Consider the following 19,557-nt stretch of genomic DNA (forward strand, 5'->3'; position numbering starts at 1 on the left):
TGTGATAATAGACTTTCGATTTTACCTTAACGGGAAACCCGTGAATAATTCGCAGATTATACATAAACGCCGAATGAGACTACATTATGAGAGTACTTATACAATGAATTCTGTTTTAGTTCCTGTATTCACAAATGTCATGCCAGACATAATTAGGATGAGTTCGATTCCAGACAGTAGGGTTAAGATTCCGGGATCGTATTCATTTTTCAATCCTCTACTTATTCTATAGATCCCAAGCTTTGTGGGTCCTTAAGTCTGTATCTCCCAAACCTGGGTCATCCATCGAACCCGAACGTGTAAAGGGATATTTCTAAAAACTAAATATAGTCAGTATTTCCTACATCACAATCTTCTGACGGTATTGACCATGCCGATAGCTGAATTGATCTGTTTTAACCATGGTTAGGACTAGAGACACATTATTTCCATTAACCTGGTCAGGCTGACAATTCATCATCAATCTTCTCCCGGATATGTCTGGTATCACCAATACAATGTGTGTACTCCTTTTTTTACCCCATCCTGAGAAAGCATTTATTCAATCTATATCAACTACCAAATCATGCTTCACATTCGTCTTCCAGGACTTGTATGTATATTCCTGTTCTTTCTTGTAATCGGGGTTGCTTCTGCGGATGAAACACCGGATGTATTGATCTATCTTCAGGGAGGTAATTCTACAATCGAGGAGGGATCAGGTGGAAGCGAGGTAATAACCATTCAGAAACTCGTTCCATATGTGAATATTGAATCAGATAATACAAATAAATTGGTCCCGGTTTCTCTGATGAATGAATTGCAATATCCTCTGGATTCTTCGATTGTTCTCGTTGGACAATCTGGAAATACTGAAGCACTCAGGATTATCTCCAATATATCACTCTCGGATAACAACAACAGGCTCACTTTGAATGTAATCCCGCTTCAGTATTATGATGGAACGCGGTTACGTAATTTTGTACAAGAAGGAAATACAACATCGTTGAAGGGTACTTATCAGACGATTGGGGTATATATTGAGGATAAAGATACTGTTCCGGTCAACGGCAAAAAAAGACCTCACGATTAACTTTTTTAGGATAATTGTTGGATTGATTATCTTCTTCACTACATCAAAAGGCCTTTATTGTTCAATCAGGTAAGAAGACAAGAATCTCTCTTCCCTGACGATGAGAGTGCCGCTCGATGGTATCTGGTATCTGATATTGAATGGAATATCAAGGATTTCCCGGTGTTCAAGATAACTCAATCAGGCAATAATATAATGCAAATAGGTATGGAATAATCCAGATCATTGCTCAACACGATAGAATGCTGAAAGCCAGGGTAGAAAAAATCTCAAATCCCTTCGATTATCACAACAGGATATCTTGAACTCAGAAGAAGGAATATCCAATCACCCTCTTGAGTCCGGAATATAAGAATAAGAAATGATTTCAAATAACCTGGATCTAAAATCAATTACAGCAAATAGCCAGAATGAGAAGATTATCAAGGACTACTCTGATCATCTGTTTTTACTGATGAATCGGTATGTCCAGTAATCCGAAGTGTACACGACTCCTGTCCTCACCATACCCTGATGTTGAAGAAAGAGAATTATATTTGTACAATAGAATAAAAGGAGTTACTTTTTCACAGGGACTTTCCCATCTCCATCGAGATCGGTCCCGAGTGTCTCTTCCAGTTTGGTGATGACCCGTTCAAGGAGATTGTTCATCTCATCAACCTCTTTCTCAAGTTCAGCTACTCTCTGTTCAAGTGAAGCAGATGCCATCATCTGTCTGGCATCACGTCTTCTTCCCTGTCCCTGTTGATGCATCTCCCAAATGAGTCCCATATGAATCAGTGTAACTGGTCTTGGTAAAAATATAAGGATTGTGAAATGAATCTGGCGTATATTCACTTAATTCTTGTAACTTTTTATTGTGTACCATCAGGTCTCAAATGAACAACCCCCCGGGAATCTCACTGTAGATGACACTGCCAATTACCTGTTGTCTCCTGGTTCAAGTCATGGGTGGAATTACCGACCCCGACTGGCATGTGACTTACATGCAAATCGGCAAAGTTCGCTCAGATAGAAGAAATGACTCAATAATGATTTAATTTCGTTGAGATGATAATATAGGAATAGGAAAAGATCTCCCGAAAAGTGAAGACATTCCAGTTGAGGAGAAGAACTATATGAGGTTTGGTCATAGATGATCCAACTCTATCCTCTGGTCATTCGATACATCTTCTTCAGAGAGATATGTTCATATGAAGATCAACCAGATCATTCACCGTTTACTGGACAGAGGTATGTGGTATTCCACTAACCGGGTCATATGAGAATATCTATCTACACCCTCAAATCATGCCCGGTTTCCACATTGGCGGATGAATAGATTAAATGGTAAAACCAATAATAAAATCCCGAACACTTTCACCCTGTTTACCTAATCTTTAGATACCAGCCTGATCGATCATCATACACAATGTCCTCCCTGATCAATCCCGGTCTCATCTATTACAGAAGGATGTTCTCCCTTCTCATCGCTCCTTCAAACCTGTTGGCGGAGGGCCTCAATACATACCTGAAAAAAGAGTACAGGGATGTACTCATCATATCAGGGGAAGTACCATTCGTTCTTTCACGAATTCAACCAGGAAAATTTAAGTTAAAAGTAGAACGGGTCTCATCCGGGCAGGAGGTATATGAGACTCTCCAGAGGACGAAGGAGTCACTGATTATCATAGAGCATGACCCCGGATTCTATGATAATCATGCAGATCTGATCAGAGCCATAGCCTTGTTGGCGAGAAAAAAGGTGACAGGGACACAGACAATATTCCTCCTTGGAACCCGGGCTGATGCCTGGTTGAACAAGTTTGAAACGTATGTCCATAAGGCGATCACGATTGATATGCCCGGTGTAGACAACCGGACCGGTTCACCACATTCACCGATGAGGTCCAATCAGATCAGGTTGCCTGATTTCCTGATGACAGAGGCCCGGGTATCCTGACGGGTTTCGTGAATACAAAACCTCCAATTAACCTTCTCTGATCTACATGATCAAACCAGTTTTGATGAAATCACTGTATCAATCCAAACCCAGGTTGATACATCAGGTATTCCTTTTCCTTAATGTACAAAAGATTTCCCAAAATCGTCATAATGCTACAGGATAACATCTATATATGCAACCTGCAACCCGCGGAGCAGATGAAGAATGGTTTGAGAACGAATCATTCTGGGAAGATTTCTATCCGGTCTTATTTCCTGATGAACTGTTTGAACAGGCTCAGGAAGAGATGGAGAAGATCATAGATCTTATTGATCACCCGGTCCATTCGGTCCTCGATCTCTGCTGCGGTCCGGGAAGATTTGCAGGGCTGTTAGCCAGAGAGGGATATCAGGTGACCGGTGTTGACAAGTCGCCGTTCCTTCTCAAGATAGCAAAGAGAGAATATGCAGATACAGGAGAGATCGAATGGGTTCTCTCCGATATGCGGGAGTTTGTCAGGCAGGAGTCATACGATCTGGTTCTGAACCTCTACACTTCGTTTGGATATTTTAAGGATCCTGCAGAGGATCTCCTGGTTCTGAAAAATATCGCCCTAAGCCTCAGGTCAGGTGGGTCGTTTGTTATCGAGGTGATGGGAAAAGAGGTTATCGCCAAGGATTTTGAAGAATTTCTTACTACAAAGACTGAAGACGGACTGTTTATCCAGAATCACGAGATCCTGGATAACTGGAACAGGATCAGGAGTGAATGGACCCTTATCAGAAACGGAAATATCAGATCATTCACATTTGAGCACAGCCTCTATGGGGCCAGTGACCTCATCAGACTTTGTGAAATGGCAGGGTTCACAGACATTCAGGCATTTGGTGATTTTGACGGGAGTCCCTATGATCAGGGTGCAACACTTCTGATCATTACCGGAAAAAAACCATAGGCTGATCAGGCACGAGTCTGCAGGTCTGATAGCGATGAAATACCCATCCCTCATCCCGGAAGAAGGTGACATTACGGGTGGGAGTGCCCTGTCAGGCCATAACTGATTGGGATGAAATGAAATACGGGTTCTTGAGTTCAAGTCGCGAATGTGAATAACCAGAAGGGATTCCGGGATTTATTGAGAGAGATATCCTGACAATGTCGATTGATGATGGGATATTTCATAAGCCAATCCAGGTGTCAGAATAAGAAAATTCTGATCAATCATCATTGTGCTCTTCTCTTATGATGAATGAGCGGAGAGAAACCCAGGGACCTCCAGGAGTAGATACATACCCGCCACATACGATCCCGGCATAATCTACAATATCTTATGATTCATGAAAAAATAGAGATTTATAATTTAACAGAACTATTTGGATGCGGAATCGGGTGGATAGGTATAACTATTCCTTGACGAATAAAATCCATTCGAATTGATTGTTCTTGTTCAAATTCTTCGGGTGTAAGAGGTATTATGTCTATTGGTACCTGGTATTTGCGGATTGTATTAATAAGAGCAGATCCCAGGAGATGGAACCGTTTTGAAAATATAAATCCTCTAAAATCCGGTGATATAACTGCTATGTCAATATCACTCTCTTCTGAAGCAGTGCCATTGGCATATGATCCAAACAAGTGAACTGAATCAGTATTCACTCCTGATTTTTGAAGTTCTTCAGTCAAATATTTGATTATTGCAGTAACTCTGCTTTGATCCATACAAATACCTGCTTCGCTATCGTAAGAATGTTCTGAACACGTTCAATTGGTAATTCCTGTAGTGTTTGATCCAAGTCAGGAGGATATCTGGCTTCTATTCCCATGCCTTCCAGTTCTTCCAGGAGGTTTTGACCCTCGTAAGGTAGGGTAATTGCTAATGCACCGGTAAAAAAGAGGAGACTATGGGTTTTTGGAGGATTTTTAGAGGTTTTATGTATATAATAGGCTTTTAAGATTTTTTCCAAGGCTAGATGAATAGTAAAAGTCGCATGGGCTGGCAGATTGCTCTCGAGCATTCGTTCAGATGCATTCTGGTCGTACTCAGCCTGTTATACCCATTCTTCTAATGATGGAGTCATATACCACCAATTACCGGGGTTTTATTCTCTATAATCTCATAGTTATCTATATTATTGTATCCTTTCCAGGGTTCGTATCTTCTCTTCATGTTTCATTTATTCCAAAAAATTAGAACATAAATTGACTATAGTAGATTGATTCCCAGTATCTGGTTTCTTCTGATGAACCTGAACACTTTAACAGATATCCTGGATGAGGAGATGATATACTACTACCCTGATTCATTCCTCCGATGTGTTGAATGATTGCTTATCAATTCCAAATCTTGCGATCTGATTAAGATTGTGTTATGTAAGATCTAGGAATTCGTTCTCTCTATCGACATCGACTCACCAGAATGGTAAATCATTTTCAGAACGGTGCGATAGACAGAAGGAATAGCGAATAGAGTTGATAGTTCATCCGGGTAAACTATGTCATCTCTATCGGTGAATTCTCCCAAAATCAGAATTTCTGCTCAACCGGAATCTACATTCCGAACCCCGGTATACCGGACCGGTTGAATACCATTAATAACCGGTACGATGCTTATAAGAAATATCATATGACGGAGATCCTCACACAAGACAACATCCCCCTCAGGTATGTCATCCAGGGAAGTGGACCTACTATTGTCTTTGTCCTCGGATATGGGATGACACTGGACGAATGGCCGGGACAAATGATATCAGTCCTTGCCTCATCGTTCCGGGTTATCCTCTACAATCACCGGGGCATTTCAGGTGTGATGAATCCGTCGGTAAAGTTCACCATACCCCAGGGGGCTCAGGATCTCCATGATCTTATTTCTCAACTGGCAGATGGTCCGGTTCATATTGTGGGCTATTCGATGGGAGGGATGATCGGGCTTGAATTTACGATCAGGTATCCGGAACTCGTAGATCACCTCGTTCTCATTAGTACCGATTGCGGTGGATCAGAGTGTGTCCCAGCGGATGACCGGGTCATTGAAGAGATGGGAATGGAGCCGGCAGACCTTGATGCATATCTTGAACGGGCCGGCCGTCTCCTCCTGACTGATTCGTTCCGGAAACAGCACCAGGATCCCATGAGTTGGTTCGTAGACCACGGAGAAGTAGCAGATCCACGATCTATTATGGAGCAATATGATGCCCTGGCGACCTGGAAAGGTGTGTACTCGGATCTCCATGTAATCAGGAAACCAGTTCTTGTGATCACTGGTGATCGGGATATTGTGACCCCACCACAAAATGCAACGATCATTGCAGATGCTATTCCGGGAGCTGAACGCGTCGTTGTAGAAGATGCAGCTCATGGACTGATCTTTCAGGAGCCGGTCAGGGTTGGTGAGATGATCTCACGGTTCCTAACGTAATCGGGTAACATTAAGGCATGTACTACGTAACCCGGATAGAGACAAAAATGGAGCTTCGTACTTATTCAGTCGCACATGGTCCATACAAGACCATGGGGGTTTGCTTCATGGTGAATATTATTGAATAATTTGTGAGTTTGATAGAATGAAACGCGATATGAGTGAGTGGAATAAGATGATAGAGGGGGTTGAATATGATAGTTCAGATGATTATCTCGTATCGGTTCGGAAAAAAGCTCGGAAAATTTTCCAGAAATATAACAGAACTGAGGAGGATCCAAAGATCAGGAGACGATTGTTAGTGAAACTGGTTAAACAGCCGGTTGATAAAACTATCATTATTGAAACTCCATTTTATTGTGATTATGGAGTCAATATCACCTTTGGGAAGAACTTTTACGCAAACTTCAATTGTGTGATCCTTGATTGTGCTCGTGTTCAGATCGGAGAAAACACATTATTGGGACCTGGTGTACAGATCTACACTGCCACACATCCGGTAAACCCATCTACAAGACGTTCTCATGTTGAGTGTGCATATCCAGTAACAATAGGAGATAACGTTTGGATAGGAGGTGGATCGATCATCCTTCCCGGGGTAACGATTAGGAATAATTCAGTAATCGGGGCAGGGAGTGTAGTTACAAAAGATATACCTGATGATGTAGTCGCTGTTGGAAATCCGTGCCGGGTGATGAGATCGATTAATCTCGACACATAAATAACTCCTCGTATGTGCCTCTTAAGTCGTTTTAGGGTTATACAAGGGTATGAGGGATAACCGTCTATCCATCCAGTTCTACGGGTTTTCCACGTGATTATCTTTTCATCATATGGGTAGGGATGTTGAGACAGGCTAAATAGGTACGAGAATGCTAAAAAAATCAGTGTTATTAGGACGATATTAGAGATCCCGGCCTCAAACTCCGGTCTAAAGCCAAAAAAAGTTTGAGTTCAAACTCTGGGTATCACTCCATACCCGGGTTCATTCATTCTGTCTACCGGACCGCTTCTTAATGATCTCTTTTGGGAAGTACTTCGTGCATGAAATATCCCGGGTTGTGTCGTTCCACTTCATGAGTGCAACACCCCGGTTGTCAATGTACGCAAAACTGTCATCTATCCCAAATTCATTTCTCACCCAGGCACCGGTATTGATAAGAAGGGTCGGTTTCCCGTCTGCAGATCTCCCCTGGGTTCTTACATCATCCTCGGAATTTGGATAGGTTCCCGGGATGTGGGTATGGCCGAATATCAAAACCTCTGCGTTGTAGGTGTACTTCTCACTCTTCAACGCATCCTCATAGACCCCTTTCACATCGTAATTCTTTGCACTGAAGAAGGTGTTGTACATCCAGGTACTGAGTGCTCCATACAGCACCGGAATGATAAAAATGAACAGAAGCCAGAGAAACACCACCATTCCAATGATGTATAGATTATTGAGTATCCCCCATGAGAGGAAGTAACTGCCAATACCTATAAGGATAATCTCACCGATGCAGATTCCAAGGCAGGCCTTGAAGAGGAGTGAGGATGAGGGCAGATCCTTCATAATAAATCCAAATATCTGAACACCTTTTGCTGAGATTGCAAACAATGTGACGGCAAAGACCACCCCTACGATCCAGTAGAGCCAGTTCAGTCCATCGCTCTTGAAAAAGACCGGCAGGATAATGGCCAGGAAGTTCAATACTGCATAGAATCCGATAAAGGAAAGTATCGGAATAGATTTCCTGACCTCTCTGACAATGGAACAATTAAGGATCTCCTGTATTGAGTCTATGATATCAAACCTGAATCCTATTGCCTGGCTGATGGAATATGTGACCTGCTGTTTGTCAAATTGTTGGCCATGTACGAAGACATAATGGACTCCTCCTGCGTTGAGGCCATGTACATGACCCTGGGTCGAGGTTGCCGGGTAATGTCTCGGGCTTAACTCAAGGATATGATCCGGATTCCATTTAATCTTCAGGCTCTCGATCTTTCCGTGCAGTCCTTTGAAGAGTGTGTATATACTATACGCCGGGTTGCTTTTATCAGGTGTATCTGCTCCATATGAGTACACCGGTTCACCTGAATCCTCGTCGTGGTTTCCGGTGACATAGATGATATCACTCTCTATCTTCTGCAGTTTCAAAAAGAAGATGAGACCATCGAGGAAGGCATAATTGCGATCCTGATGTCGTGGGTTCCACAGATCCAGGATATCGCCAAGCAAAATAATTTTTGAAGGAGGGAGGAGCGTTTTTGTTACCGGTGTGCTGTCGTCCTCCTGTTCCTCCGGATGACAGACAACCTTCGCTGTCCCGGACTCTATCTTGTCCAGGAAATTGAGTATCCGGTTTATCGTTTCAGGCCCTTCTACTCCGCCAAGATGAACATCAGATACGACAAGTATGCTTCTGTCATCAGGGATCTTCTCAGTAATATCTCCTGGATCCATACCCTCACGTGAGTGAGAATGGGGACTCATATTACATTGATGTATCGATATGGATCAGAGCGTAAATCCGGTGTATAAGGGATCTTTCAGTGTCTCTTGTGCCAGATCAGATGTGACGGGAGGGAGAGTGTGAGAGAAATTTGTGATGGCTTTCCCCTGATGATCATAAAGATTAAGATCGATCTAATAAGTTAGAATACTTCTACTCCACACATGTTCGATAGTTTTTTTCAGGTAAAATACCCGTTCATCCGGCTTTTTTATTCTCGTTATGAGGGGACAGATATGGAACCAGGTCAATTGTGTAAGTACCTCTTGCACTAATTCATGGTCAGGGTATGCTGCACCAAATGTCTGCATGTATTTGAGGTTCCTGACTGAGAATCCTTTCATATCAGGAAACTCTTTGCGGAGATCCTGGGACAGTTTATCGATGACTTTAACTCCCCAATTCAAGTTTCTCCTGACTTCGGAGAATGTTATTTCCGATCTACCAGTAGAGGAGAATAAGTTCCCGGTTTACCGAGATGGCGGCTTTGAGTTTGACCTGACGAATTCGGATCTTTAAATCTGTGAGGTAAGATGGATAATCAGAGAGAAAAATAAGGGATGGATCATTCTTCACCTACTACCATGAGTGCTTTCTGCAGAACAGAATCAGAGATCCAGAACCTCCCCTCTGTTCGCAATCGCTCTATCTCTCTCCTGAGCGAGGATATGTTCCCATCTTTTCTGGCCCTGATGAAGATCCCGATGATTCCGGTGTATCGGAGACCGAACCTGTCAGCGATATGGCGGGCATCATGATCATCGAGGAGAAGAAATGCGTCATCACATTCAACTCCAAGAGCGATGACTTCGGCTTCTCCCCGATGGATCTCGTGGCAGAGGCTGGAAACCAGCCGGGTATTGTGAACATCTCGAAGAGAAATTTCCCCGTTTTTTACCCCTAGGAGAACTTCTTCAGACCCAGGTTTATATGATCCAGATGACACGACTTCCTGATACACTGAACGGGGAAGAATAATTGAGGGGTAATATGTTCTGATAAGATCAAACCTGTTCACCGCTGCCAGGTGTATGATGATAGATGAGTCAGAAATTACCAGCTGCATACCTGATATCCTGATCAAGATCTTCTTCTGAGTAGTGAACCGGGATATGACGTTTCCAGAGAAGTTCTTCAAACTGGTAGCGTTCCAGTCCAGTTAACCGACAGGCCTGGGCTGATGTGATTATTTCCCGTTGGTACAGGCTTACCGCAAGTTCGCTCAGGAGTTCCTCTCTGATCGTATCTGGGGGGAGTTTCATCTCCCTGGCAAGCGATGACGGTATGGTCAGTACAATATCTTCTGTCATAATGGTCCTCCCAAGATACTATTCCATTTGTTTCGGTTTAATAGATAAGTTACCTTGTGGCACCGGTTCATCTCTCGCACTCCTCTTCCATTCCATATGGAATCGCGTAGCTCTTATTCCACAGGCAAGTCGCTCGATCACGCTCCGGCCAGTTTCACATAGCCGTATATTACCGGTTCAAATTTCCCTTCTTCGAGTTCATTCAGGACGTCACCTGTTCAAATTTCCAGGGTAGGTAAAAAATCTCCTGATTCTTTACGTGACCGGACAACCAGACGTGTTCACTCTATCTGCTGGATGATGGCTTGTCTACTTCAAACCGGGAGATCTATGCCTCTGTATGTGTTATCCCTGAAAAAGGGTATCGTACTCTCGATTCACCACGGTATACCAGAATGTGAATCCTCTCCTCTATGATACTGCTCCCTCCCGGTGATTTATCCCGGGAGTGAGTTTACTACCCGGCTATCGCTGACTGGGCTGAAAGATAATCCCGGAGCCTGGTTTCGTGTTGGTGAATTTGACGTGTAAGAAGGGGCTCCCCGGGTGTATTGATAGCGATCTCTGCTGACAATATCGATTGGTGAAAGGATTTTACCCGGTCTAGATCCTGTCGTCTCTTCAAACGAACAATCATTTCCCACAGCCATTGCATTTAATTTTAAATGATGAGAGGCACGAGAATAGAACGGATGAAAAAATCCTCTGTATTATAATCAGTTCGTAGAATGTAGAATCACATGTCACCGGGTATGGCATAGTGGTTCTATGCATATACTATCTCAAAAAGAACAGAGGGCTTGATTCCTGCGTTACTCGTATCCATTATTGCCGAATCACCCAGTTTAAACTATATCTTCGAGACAGAGCATTCAATCCATGTAATGCTCAAAAGTTTTTTCATTATGAAATAGTGATCCCGGTTAGGAAAAAAGAGACAGTATACCTTCAATGTAACAAAAATGAGGGTGTTCACGTATTGGGGTAATATTTTACCGAATACGTATCTCCGCCTCTGTTCCAAATCGATACCTGACCAAGGTTGGAATACGTAATCTCCCCATTCTCTTTGACAAGGCCCCACTGGTTATAATGACCCTCTACCATATCACCTGCTTCATTTTTGAAGTTCTCTCCTGCTAGACCGTTATATGAATTTGATATAGTAGTGATTGCATCCCGAAGTGAAGAAGCATCATTCTTCCCGTCAATGAGGTGCGATTCAAATGCAATCCATACTGCATCATATTCTCCATAGGTATAGCCGTTGGGTTCTCCCTTCAGTTTTTCTTTGAGAGCATTGTAGGTATCAAGAGATACATCGGTATATGGTCCCAGGGAAAGGGTTGTAAAATTATGATTAAATGCAAATTCTGCCGTATCAGAAGAGCCTGTGAGGGCTGGTGAAAATGCATTCCCATCGCATCCGGTCCAATGTACCTTCGTAAGATTTGAATATTCTGGCCTGGCTGCTTCCTTCATGATCGATTCTATCTCATCAAAGGTAACTGCATATATGGTGACATTTTCTGCATTCGTGTTCTTGAGGACTTCTCCTACTTTTGCATCCAGTTGAGTGAGATACGTAGAGAATGTAGTTGTGTTGGGATCGTACCATATTCCATCTTCCATGGTCATTCCTTTTGAAAGATTATGTAATACGAATTTTACAAGGTCATGGCCCCAGATATCATCTCTTGCGATTGGGATAATTTCGGATATATTCTGTTCACTCCAAATTTGATCTACTGCCAGGGCCTGTTTTTTATCATCCGGATTAAATCTTAAAATATTGTCGCCTGCAATTGCAAGTGATGGCGACGATGAACCGATTGATAAGATAAGTATTCCTTCAGAATCTGCGTAATCCTTGATGGTTTCAAGTTGTGAACTCGAGAAATAACCGATAACCATCGTAATGCCTTGTTCATGTAATTTTTTAACGGCTTCTAAAGCAGATTCAGGATCAGAATTCATGTATGATATAATCCCCTGGACGTCCTTAGAAGAACCCTGGTGAACTAAAAATGAATTAATGTCATCAATGGCCATACTAAAGGTCTCTTTAGCCTGTTCACCAACAGAGGCCAGTGTTCCGTTGTTTGGAAATATACCATATAATACAATCGTATTATTGTCTGAATAGGTTTTTTCAGCAGATACCGGGATTGAACCAAGAAACATGAGTCCAATACATAGTACTATCACCAGAAAAGAAGGGCAATATTTTACTTTACGTTGCATAATGCTTATCCAGAGTTTATATTCAAAATACTATCGATCTGATATTCCAATTCAATTATTACGAGAATCGTGGATGGATATCCAGTCCCTCTCGTCATCTGACTTTCATATCACCAGCCCGGGTGAATGAGTTCGAACATACCGTGACGAGAGGGACGAGTCCGAATGAGCCCGGAAGAGACGAAAGGGGTCCATCCGGGATATCATGTGGTGAGTTTGAACGATCAGAAGGGTTTCCCGATCTAGTGATAGCGAATTCTTCTGACAATGCCGACTGGTGTGGTGATAGTTCAGAGGATGAGTCAGGGTATGCCACATAGTCCGGGGAGATAAGAGGGGCAAAATCCGGGGATGGTTCGGGGAGTATATCAGGTCTGCTGAATGATGGCTTGTCTTGTTTATACCGGAGGTCTGTGCTATTCATGAAACAATAGAACCTTCTCTCAATAAACCACGGTTCACCGGAATGGGAGTTCTCTATTCTATGATGATGCTCTGTCCCGGTGATGTATCCAGTTAACTGTTCCCTGACCGTTAGAACCTGGCTTATCGGATATGATATTCAGGAATTCGAACAGAAAGGATAAGATCGGTATCGTGTGGTGATCATATGGTACAGGATCTTACGAGCCGTCTCCCTCAGGGAGATGGATGTTCTTACCGGTCACTGAAGCTCTATCGTCAGTTCTATACAGCCTATCCTCTGTTTGGGCTGACACTGTCTGCCCATTTGCCTGAAGGTATACCCTCTCTCGATACTCCGAAGCGTAAAGGAGATCAAAAAAAGAAGTGTCGCTGCCAAATATCGACGATATGCTTAATCGTGAGTATTGAGAAAGTAACCAGACTAACCCCGCGAACATCCATTATCGATAGAATAGTATGGTTATTCATTATCCATGAAAAATCCTGATATCTCCCCGGTTCCCCCTGATCTCCCGATTACCCGTGAGCAGATCTCCGAATTTTGTGAGAAATATCACCTTACGTCTTTTGTCTTTTTCGGGTCTGCAGTCAGAGGAACACTCAGGGCAGACAGTGATATTGATATCATGATTACGTATGACCCTGATACCCGCCACACATACTCCGGATACCTGGAGATGATCCATGAGCTCGAAGAGATATGTGGAAGAAAAGTAGATCTGGCTGACCGTGACCAGATAGCCAAAACCCCTAATTATCTCCGGAGAATAGGGATGATAGAGAACCTGCTTCCTACTCACCGGCAGGAGTCATATCTCCTTGATATCCTCCTTTTTATAAAGGAACTGGCCGGATATCAGGTTACTATGCCGTCAAGTGATGATAGTCCTGATGACCTGACCCTGAGAATCCGGTATGACGGGAGATGGTTCTGTCTTCTTCGTATTGCCCGGATTGCAGAGATGGTTGATTCCAGAGTCAGGAGTAGAATTTCGTCCGTACCCTGGAAACTCCTTGATCTCATATCAGATTATACTATCCTTGATGAGCCGGATATCTCTCTCATTGAGGAAGTATCTGAGCGATTGCTTGCATCAGTCCCTGATCTTGAAGCAGCCATCCCGGATGAGACAGAGTTTGTAGAACGGGTAAGAGAGAAAGGGTTCTGGTAATGGGCCTTGAGGTATTTGTGATCCCCAAGTAGTGATGGTGACCTCAGATCATTGGATCCTGAATTCTCTGTTCATCGATGAGAGATCACTACCAAATATTTCCATAATCGCATTAAGCAGGGTTTCTAATAATAAAATCCCGTACACCCATGAGCATTAAATCGATTTGCTCAATTGCATATTCGTTATAATTTCCATGAGCTGCCTTGTTTCGTAAATCCAACCATGCAGTTATTTGCTTTTGTTCTGCTTTTGAATATACTTTGATACCCCCTAATTCGTTGTTAATCTTATCTGCTCTTTTAGGGACAATATCTCCATTAGGTTTAGTCTCTTCAATATTAATGCCATTTTTAATAGCGAGGCTTTTAAGATGAGTTTCAAGAGTAGAACCTGTTATAACTGCTGCAGGATCTTTGTAGTTTTTCTCTAACAATTCACTAGCCATTTCAAGATAGTCTGAGAAAATATCGGAGTGAATTAAATCTTGAATAGAGATTAAATAGCCTTTTTCATAAGCTTCTTTGAGTGATGTTAATACTCCTTTCAATGATCTTGAGGAATTATATAATTTCTCATCATTATCCGGATTAATATTATTCAAAATAATTTGTGCTCGATTGTTGAATACTCCATTCGTTTCATCAAATCTTTTAATCGTTGATTCAATGAGTGATATTATCCGATAAATTTCATGAGATTCAGCTTGATTGTCTTCTCTTGGATCTCCCTCAAAGTAAACATTTGGGCATGAGTATGTATTATGAAAATTATCACATTCCTCTAAAATTTCATTTATCTGCTGAATTACAATCGATGTATCTGGTTTTCCCATCCTTATCCCCTTTCAATGCAACCCTAACGCCTTCATCGCTGCCGTTATCGGATCCCCATAAAATATTGGATCCACCTGCTCGAGAATATCACCTGACACCTCAAGGAACATCCGCTTATTCTCCACCGGAATAATTGCTGACTTTCCTCCGTTATCCATGGTATTTTGGAGAACCTCAATGAGTGAAGATAACGGTTTGATATTACCCTGGATACTAATATCCCCAAGAATAACAACTCCGGGCCTGACTGGATGAGATCTGATAGCCGAATACACCGCGGTAATAAACGCCACTCCTGAATCTGCCGGTATGCGGTTGCTCAGGAGATCAATCGCTTCGACGTGGAAATCAGAGGTATCAAATTCCTGACCGATTCCCATTGTGACCTTATGACTCTCGATGTATGAAAAAGCCCGCTGAATTGACTCTTTCATACTCCCTGCAATACCGCCCCTGAATTTGAGTTTCCCGGTTCCGGCACTCATCCCCACTTCTATACGGTAGAGCCCAACTTTTCCTTCAGTATCAACCGAAGCACAATATACTGACCCTGGAGCAAGGGGATCGGGTGAGATGAGTCCCCGCCCTCCTTCTTCAGGAACACCGACATATACTTCTTCACGGGTTTCATTGTCGATATAGGAGAACGAGGTCTGATAATACTCAAATGAACCCATCTTCTTAAGCTGTTCTTTCACTCTTCTCCGGCATTCAAGAGCGAGTTCCAAGACCTCGGCGAGTTCTTCCTTGGTGTATTCCCCATGTGGATAGAGGAGTTTCATCATTCCTGAAACGGTCCTTCTGACTGCTTTCACATCACGGGCGTTCAGATGAGTTCCGAATGAGAAGTATTGATCGATCACATCAGTGAAGTTATATTTACGAAGATCCCGGATAGCCTCGGCTAAGTAATCGACAACAAACCCATAATTACTGGTAAAGAACCGGATCTGCATCTTTGGTATCTCCCATCCGGGAAGATAACAATGAATCCGGTCGATGAATGCCATATCGGTCCGGATGATATCAGGCATCGGCATGAACAGATGTGATGATTTCACCATGACATCAATCGGCTGGTTCGTATTGCCGAACATCGCAATTGAGGCATATGCTGCAAGTTGTTCCCGGCCTCGTGCAAAAGATCCGGACTCACAATAGGTCTTGAGCATGGTGATGATCTCTTTGGGCATCTTCTGAAGGTCAGCGACCTCATCAAATCCTACCACATCCCACAGACCAATCAGTCCCATCTTCCCGGTTCCCATGTTATAGAAGAGGTTGGCAACCGTGGTCGGACCGGTGAGGAGAATCCCATATGGGGAGATCTCCTGGTATGCGTATGATTTTCCGGTCCCTCTCGGCCCGAGTTCGATAAGATTATAATTATGCTCACAGAAGGGAACTAACCGGAGGAGGTAAAGCATCTTGAGACGGCGGTCAAATTCAGACGGTTGCATCCCGAGACTGCGGATGAGAAAATCAATCCACTCATCAGTGGTAAACTCTTTTCTTCCTTGTTTATACTCATCAAGGTTAAATGAGGCAAGTTGAATCGGCCGGATATCCTCAATCCAGAACGGGCTCTTCTTTCCGGTCGCTTCCTCGTCATACATATGACGGATGGTCACCTGGGCCCAGATACCCCCAAGGAGCAGTCGATCAAACTGAGTAACATACTTCTCCGGGATATGGACATAGCGATGACTGAAGTTTACCAGTTCTGCCCAGTATTTATCCTCCTCTGAATCATACCGCACTTTGATCTTATCGATGATCATGTGCTTGCCCCGTTCCCGGACGAGGGACTGGGCCTTGGTTGATTCGTCAGGTCGGACGAAGTTTTCAGAGAGCGTGGAATTTACTATTTTCAACCCTGCTTCTATGGCAACCTGGTCATCACCGGTACAATATGTGCCAAGCAGAAATTCCAGTACAAAGACCGGTACATTAGCGCCAACTTTAACATTCCTTACCAGGTCTTTTCTGACAACTCTCCCGGCAAATACCTGATTTGCTATCTTATCCAGATTATCTTTTTCAAGTGGTTCCATCTGTTCACCTAAAAGGTAATGTCTACGGGGAATGGACCGATCTTAGTGAGTTCAACGTCAGTTTCGCTGTCGAGGAGATGGATGGTTACCGGTCCTGATTCAGGGATGGTATGAATCTGCAGTACTGCAGTATTCTCCTCAAGACTCCGGTTTTTGGCAGGATCGGGATTGACTCGCATGTTCATATCGCCGGTTGCTTCCCGATACTCATAATGAGCAGTCAGTGGTTTTGAGAGTATCTGGTTTCCTGAACGGATCTCTACTCTGACCTTAGGGATCTGATCCCAGGTGATGCTGGTGATCATTCCGTTGATCTTAACAGAAACCATCCTGCTTGAGATTTTGGTTCCACTGATGGTAAGTGACCAGTAGATACTCGAATCTGATGAAAGGACCTGGCCGGTATTTTCGATAACAAGAACAGGAATAATCAGTTCTTGAAGAGATAATCCCCCATGATGATAGGTGGTTCCTCCTCCTTTTGCTTTGAATGCCCCGATACCTGCAGGGTAGGCAAACTCGAGATCACTCTTCACTCCTACCATTTCAGGTCGTATCCGAACATAGGAGTCGCGAACGTCTCCTCCGGTTCCTGCCCAGAACCTGCGATGTATCGCGATGGTCTGACCGCTTGGGGGATCTATCTTCATTGCCTCGGTGAGTTCCTCCCCAAAGAGGTATCCATGATCGGCAGTGATAACAATTCGGGTAACACCGAGGCGGGTGAGATGGGATATGGCCCGTTTGAGTAAGCGGATGATCTCATCCATACTCTGCCTGGCTAGATGCGGTTCTAATTGTTCCCCTGCTGCATCGATCTCCAGGGAGGTGATGAGAATGAATGGACTATTCCTGATCTGCTCTTCTATCTTTTTATTAGGTCTGGGAAAGAGATCAGAGAGTTTGAATGCAACGAGGTCACTGGTTACCTGTTCTTTGAGATAGGTTATTCGCTCCTCCCGGGTAGTCAGTGGAGTTCCGTGAACGAGCGGGGTCAGCCCTCCCTGAGATGAAACGATAATTCCAAACTCTTTTTCCGCGTTTGGCATGAGGGCAGCCATTCCCACCGGAGTGTACGAAGGAAGGGTTCCAATGGTTGCGTAGAGTTCATTTGGACCACTGAGTACCTCCTGAAGAGCGGCTCCCATCTCATACCGGAACGCATCGACGAGGATATATGCAATCTTTCCTGGGTTTTCATCCTGCGTTACATATGAGGAGAAGGTTCTGGTCTGCATCGGACTGGTTATCTGCCGGGTTCCCTCCTGGGCGATTGCAAGCGTGAGGGCATTGGTCATCAGGTCGGCAGTGGTTGAGTACTGTTTCTGCACTTTTCCGATGATGCGATCCAGGAAGTCGTCCTGCCACCCGGAGTCCAGGGTGTCATCGTACTGGTGTTTGAGAATGGTTCGATGGAGGGTGTCAAGGTGATACCATCCCTGCTGTGGGTGAATATAGGCAGAGATGAGATCCTGTGCCTGCCATGATTTCTCTCTGATCTTTGCCTCGATCTCTTTTGAAAGGGAGGTGAACTGGCTGATCTCTTCCAGAATCTTCCATCTGAAACTGATGACCGGATCCTGCTGTGACCAGTACAGGTGAAGGCGATCGCTTGCCAGGGTTTTGATATCAATATCAGCAGTGGTTCCTGACAAACAGGCCTCTTCTGCAAGAGCGATAAGTTTTCTTTCTGTTCCGGGGAATACCCGGCTCACGGTGAGTTGCTCAGGTGAGATGGTCAGGTTTGAGAGATGCAGGGTATTCTCGATATTTCGTGCGTATTGCTCATAGAGAGCTGCGGTTTCCCGTCGGTTCTGCCAGGAGTAGATGATATCTCGGCAAAGATTCTGAAGTTCTTTACTTTCTGCATGAGGAACCTTTACGAGTTCTGAAGGAGTATCTCCAATCTCACTGATAAACGCAGAGAGCAGGAGATATTTGATAAGGTTTGGTCTGATGGTCTCTGGTTGATTTTCTCCCGGAGTATATCCGGTTGTGGTCTGAATTACTGATATCAGATCTGGGATGAGTCCCTTTGTAATGAGATCAGTATCCCGGCTCTCATCAGTGATGAAAGAGAGGAGGGTTTCCTGAGGCGATTTCGTGCGAAATACGAGGGTAAGAGCCTCAGGGAGAGAAGGCCGGACTGATTCGGCCATGATATCGATGTCAGAGAGCGTCAGTTTTCCTGCCTCGATCTTCGCTTCAATATCACTCATCTCCTGTTCTGACAGGTGGTTCTTCAGAACCTGTCGTGCCATGACTGACAGCCGGGTGTTTCGTTCCCAGGGGTGCTGACCGGGCTGGAGGGTGACACCGGGTTTGGTGAAGGCGATGAGTGCATTGTTTGTGTCTTTTTCAGCCATCGGGATGTAGAGAAGAAGATCTGGGGGTCTCTCTCCGGTCATGAGTCCGGCTATCTCTTTCCGGAGTTCGATGAATGAACCGGTGTATGTATGAATGGGAATCCCGTTCAGGTCCAGGTTTTGGATAATATCAGAATAGTGTTTCTCGGGATCAAAGAGGACGACCAGGTGATGGGTCTTCAGGCTTGAGATTATCTGGTTTTTGAGGTATTGTGTTGCGGTTGGCATAGTGGGTCACCG

The 19,557-nt window shown here is 43.9% G+C and carries 18 protein-coding genes and 1 pseudogene; 7 read left to right on the forward strand and 12 right to left on the reverse strand.

Annotation, left to right across the window (positions count from 1 at the left end):
- Positions 1-655 precede the first annotated feature (655 nt).
- A complete protein-coding gene (locus tag ACHZA2_RS17240) occupies positions 656-1,072 on the forward strand; it encodes a hypothetical protein (protein ID WP_319580737.1) in 417 nt (138 codons plus the stop codon).
- A gap of 558 nt (positions 1,073-1,630) precedes the next feature.
- Here the strand turns inward: ACHZA2_RS17240 and ACHZA2_RS17245 are convergent.
- Positions 1,631-1,843, reverse strand: a complete 213-nt coding sequence (locus ACHZA2_RS17245) for a hypothetical protein (protein WP_319537671.1) — start codon at positions 1,841-1,843, stop codon at positions 1,631-1,633.
- A gap of 640 nt (positions 1,844-2,483) precedes the next feature.
- Between ACHZA2_RS17245 and ACHZA2_RS17250 the strand changes: the two genes are divergently transcribed.
- Entirely contained in the window at positions 2,484-3,014 is a 531-nt protein-coding gene (locus ACHZA2_RS17250) for a hypothetical protein (RefSeq protein ID WP_319580738.1), read from the forward strand.
- A gap of 175 nt (positions 3,015-3,189) precedes the next feature.
- The gene (locus ACHZA2_RS17255; RefSeq protein ID WP_319580739.1) at positions 3,190-3,951 is read left to right on the forward strand and encodes a methyltransferase domain-containing protein; all 762 of its coding nucleotides are present in this window, start codon (positions 3,190-3,192) and stop codon (positions 3,949-3,951) included.
- Positions 3,952-4,349: 398 nt separating this feature from the next.
- Here ACHZA2_RS17255 and ACHZA2_RS17260 read toward each other — a convergent pair whose 3' ends face one another.
- Complete coding sequence (locus ACHZA2_RS17260; RefSeq protein WP_319580740.1) at positions 4,350-4,715, reverse strand: nucleotidyltransferase domain-containing protein; 366 nt, start codon at positions 4,713-4,715, stop codon at positions 4,350-4,352.
- Positions 4,688-5,011 (reverse strand): HEPN domain-containing protein, encoded by a 324-nt coding sequence (locus ACHZA2_RS17265; protein ID WP_319580741.1) that lies wholly within the window; start codon positions 5,009-5,011, stop codon positions 4,688-4,690. Before ACHZA2_RS17265 ends, ACHZA2_RS17260 begins: the two co-directional genes overlap by 28 nt.
- Positions 5,012-5,619: 608 nt before the next feature.
- On the opposite strand from ACHZA2_RS17265, the gene ACHZA2_RS17270 reads away from it, so the two are divergent.
- From ACHZA2_RS17270 to ACHZA2_RS17280, 3 genes and pseudogenes are all read left to right on the forward strand, one after another.
- A complete protein-coding gene (locus ACHZA2_RS17270) occupies positions 5,620-6,411 on the forward strand; it encodes an alpha/beta hydrolase (RefSeq protein ID WP_319580742.1) in 792 nt (263 codons plus the stop codon).
- Positions 6,412-6,586: 175 nt separating this feature from the next.
- Positions 6,587-6,712, forward strand: a pseudogene (locus tag ACHZA2_RS17275) (maltose acetyltransferase domain-containing protein); the annotation flags it as partial.
- Entirely contained in the window at positions 6,713-7,132 is a 420-nt protein-coding gene (locus ACHZA2_RS17280; RefSeq protein WP_319580743.1) for a sugar O-acetyltransferase, read from the forward strand.
- 264 nt (positions 7,133-7,396) lie between these two features.
- On the opposite strand, the gene ACHZA2_RS17285 is transcribed toward ACHZA2_RS17280, so the two are convergent.
- The 6 genes from ACHZA2_RS17285 to ACHZA2_RS17310 all read right to left on the reverse strand — a co-directional run bounded on the left by ACHZA2_RS17285 (position 7,397) and on the right by ACHZA2_RS17310 (position 12,887).
- Entirely contained in the window at positions 7,397-8,890 is a 1,494-nt protein-coding gene (locus ACHZA2_RS17285; protein ID WP_319580744.1) for a metallophosphoesterase, read from the reverse strand.
- 153 nt (positions 8,891-9,043) lie between these two features.
- Positions 9,044-9,316, reverse strand: a complete 273-nt coding sequence (locus ACHZA2_RS17290) for a DUF1016 N-terminal domain-containing protein (protein WP_319580745.1) — start codon at positions 9,314-9,316, stop codon at positions 9,044-9,046.
- A gap of 158 nt (positions 9,317-9,474) precedes the next feature.
- Positions 9,475-9,975 (reverse strand): DUF3368 domain-containing protein, encoded by a 501-nt coding sequence (locus ACHZA2_RS17295; RefSeq protein ID WP_319580746.1) that lies wholly within the window; start codon positions 9,973-9,975, stop codon positions 9,475-9,477.
- Positions 9,956-10,219: a UPF0175 family protein gene (locus ACHZA2_RS17300; RefSeq protein ID WP_319580747.1), complete on the reverse strand. Its 264-nt coding sequence runs from the start codon at positions 10,217-10,219 to the stop codon at positions 9,956-9,958. The genes ACHZA2_RS17295 and ACHZA2_RS17300 overlap by 20 nt, the downstream gene beginning before the upstream one ends.
- Before the next feature lie 972 nt (positions 10,220-11,191).
- Positions 11,192-12,463 carry an ABC transporter substrate-binding protein gene (locus tag ACHZA2_RS17305; protein WP_394698621.1) on the reverse strand — a complete coding sequence of 424 codons (1,272 nt, stop codon included), beginning with the start codon at positions 12,461-12,463 and terminating at the stop codon, positions 11,192-11,194.
- A gap of 94 nt (positions 12,464-12,557) precedes the next feature.
- Positions 12,558-12,887, reverse strand: a complete 330-nt coding sequence (locus ACHZA2_RS17310) for a hypothetical protein (RefSeq protein ID WP_319580749.1) — start codon at positions 12,885-12,887, stop codon at positions 12,558-12,560.
- A 475-nt stretch (positions 12,888-13,362) separates the two neighbouring features.
- Between ACHZA2_RS17310 and ACHZA2_RS17315 the strand changes: the two genes are divergently transcribed.
- Entirely contained in the window at positions 13,363-14,061 is a 699-nt protein-coding gene (locus ACHZA2_RS17315; protein ID WP_319580750.1) for a nucleotidyltransferase domain-containing protein, read from the forward strand.
- Positions 14,062-14,173: 112 nt separating this feature from the next.
- Here ACHZA2_RS17315 and ACHZA2_RS17320 read toward each other — a convergent pair whose 3' ends face one another.
- The 3 genes from ACHZA2_RS17320 to ACHZA2_RS17330 are packed head-to-tail and all read right to left on the reverse strand — an operon-like array spanning position 14,174 to position 19,545.
- On the reverse strand, positions 14,174-14,896 hold the full coding sequence (locus tag ACHZA2_RS17320; RefSeq protein WP_319580751.1) for a hypothetical protein: 723 nt from the start codon (positions 14,894-14,896) through the stop codon (positions 14,174-14,176).
- Positions 14,897-14,908: 12 nt separating this feature from the next.
- On the reverse strand, positions 14,909-16,951 hold the full coding sequence (gene brxL / locus ACHZA2_RS17325; protein WP_319580752.1) for a protease Lon-related BREX system protein BrxL: 2,043 nt from the start codon (positions 16,949-16,951) through the stop codon (positions 14,909-14,911).
- Positions 16,952-16,959: 8 nt separating this feature from the next.
- Positions 16,960-19,545: a PglZ domain-containing protein gene (locus tag ACHZA2_RS17330; protein ID WP_319580753.1), complete on the reverse strand. Its 2,586-nt coding sequence runs from the start codon at positions 19,543-19,545 to the stop codon at positions 16,960-16,962.
- Positions 19,546-19,557 lie beyond the last annotated feature (12 nt).

The organism is uncultured Methanospirillum sp. (assembly GCF_963668415.2).
GTDB lineage: Archaea > Halobacteriota > Methanomicrobia > Methanomicrobiales > Methanospirillaceae > Methanospirillum.

Coding starts and splice junctions, on each gene's coding strand:
- ACHZA2_RS17295 (WP_319580746.1), bottom strand. CDS start 9,975: ATGCAGCTGGTAATTTCTGACTCATCTATCATCATACACCTGGCAGCG.
- ACHZA2_RS17270 (WP_319580742.1), top strand. CDS start 5,620: ATGACGGAGATCCTCACACAAGACAACATCCCCCTCAGGTATGTCATC.
- ACHZA2_RS17320 (WP_319580751.1), bottom strand. CDS start 14,896: ATGGGAAAACCAGATACATCGATTGTAATTCAGCAGATAAATGAAATT.
- ACHZA2_RS17260 (WP_319580740.1), bottom strand. CDS start 4,715: ATGGATCAAAGCAGAGTTACTGCAATAATCAAATATTTGACTGAAGAA.
- ACHZA2_RS17255 (WP_319580739.1), top strand. CDS start 3,190: ATGCAACCTGCAACCCGCGGAGCAGATGAAGAATGGTTTGAGAACGAA.
- ACHZA2_RS17245 (WP_319537671.1), bottom strand. CDS start 1,843: ATGGGACTCATTTGGGAGATGCATCAACAGGGACAGGGAAGAAGACGT.
- ACHZA2_RS17300 (WP_319580747.1), bottom strand. CDS start 10,219: ATGACAGAAGATATTGTACTGACCATACCGTCATCGCTTGCCAGGGAG.
- ACHZA2_RS17330 (WP_319580753.1), bottom strand. CDS start 19,545: ATGCCAACCGCAACACAATACCTCAAAAACCAGATAATCTCAAGCCTG.
- ACHZA2_RS17315 (WP_319580750.1), top strand. CDS start 13,363: ATGAAAAATCCTGATATCTCCCCGGTTCCCCCTGATCTCCCGATTACC.
- ACHZA2_RS17310 (WP_319580749.1), bottom strand. CDS start 12,887: ATGAATAGCACAGACCTCCGGTATAAACAAGACAAGCCATCATTCAGC.
- ACHZA2_RS17265 (WP_319580741.1), bottom strand. CDS start 5,011: ATGCTCGAGAGCAATCTGCCAGCCCATGCGACTTTTACTATTCATCTA.
- ACHZA2_RS17285 (WP_319580744.1), bottom strand. CDS start 8,890: ATGAGTCCCCATTCTCACTCACGTGAGGGTATGGATCCAGGAGATATT.
- ACHZA2_RS17250 (WP_319580738.1), top strand. CDS start 2,484: ATGTCCTCCCTGATCAATCCCGGTCTCATCTATTACAGAAGGATGTTC.
- brxL (WP_319580752.1), bottom strand. CDS start 16,951: ATGGAACCACTTGAAAAAGATAATCTGGATAAGATAGCAAATCAGGTA.
- ACHZA2_RS17305 (WP_394698621.1), bottom strand. CDS start 12,463: ATGCAACGTAAAGTAAAATATTGCCCTTCTTTTCTGGTGATAGTACTA.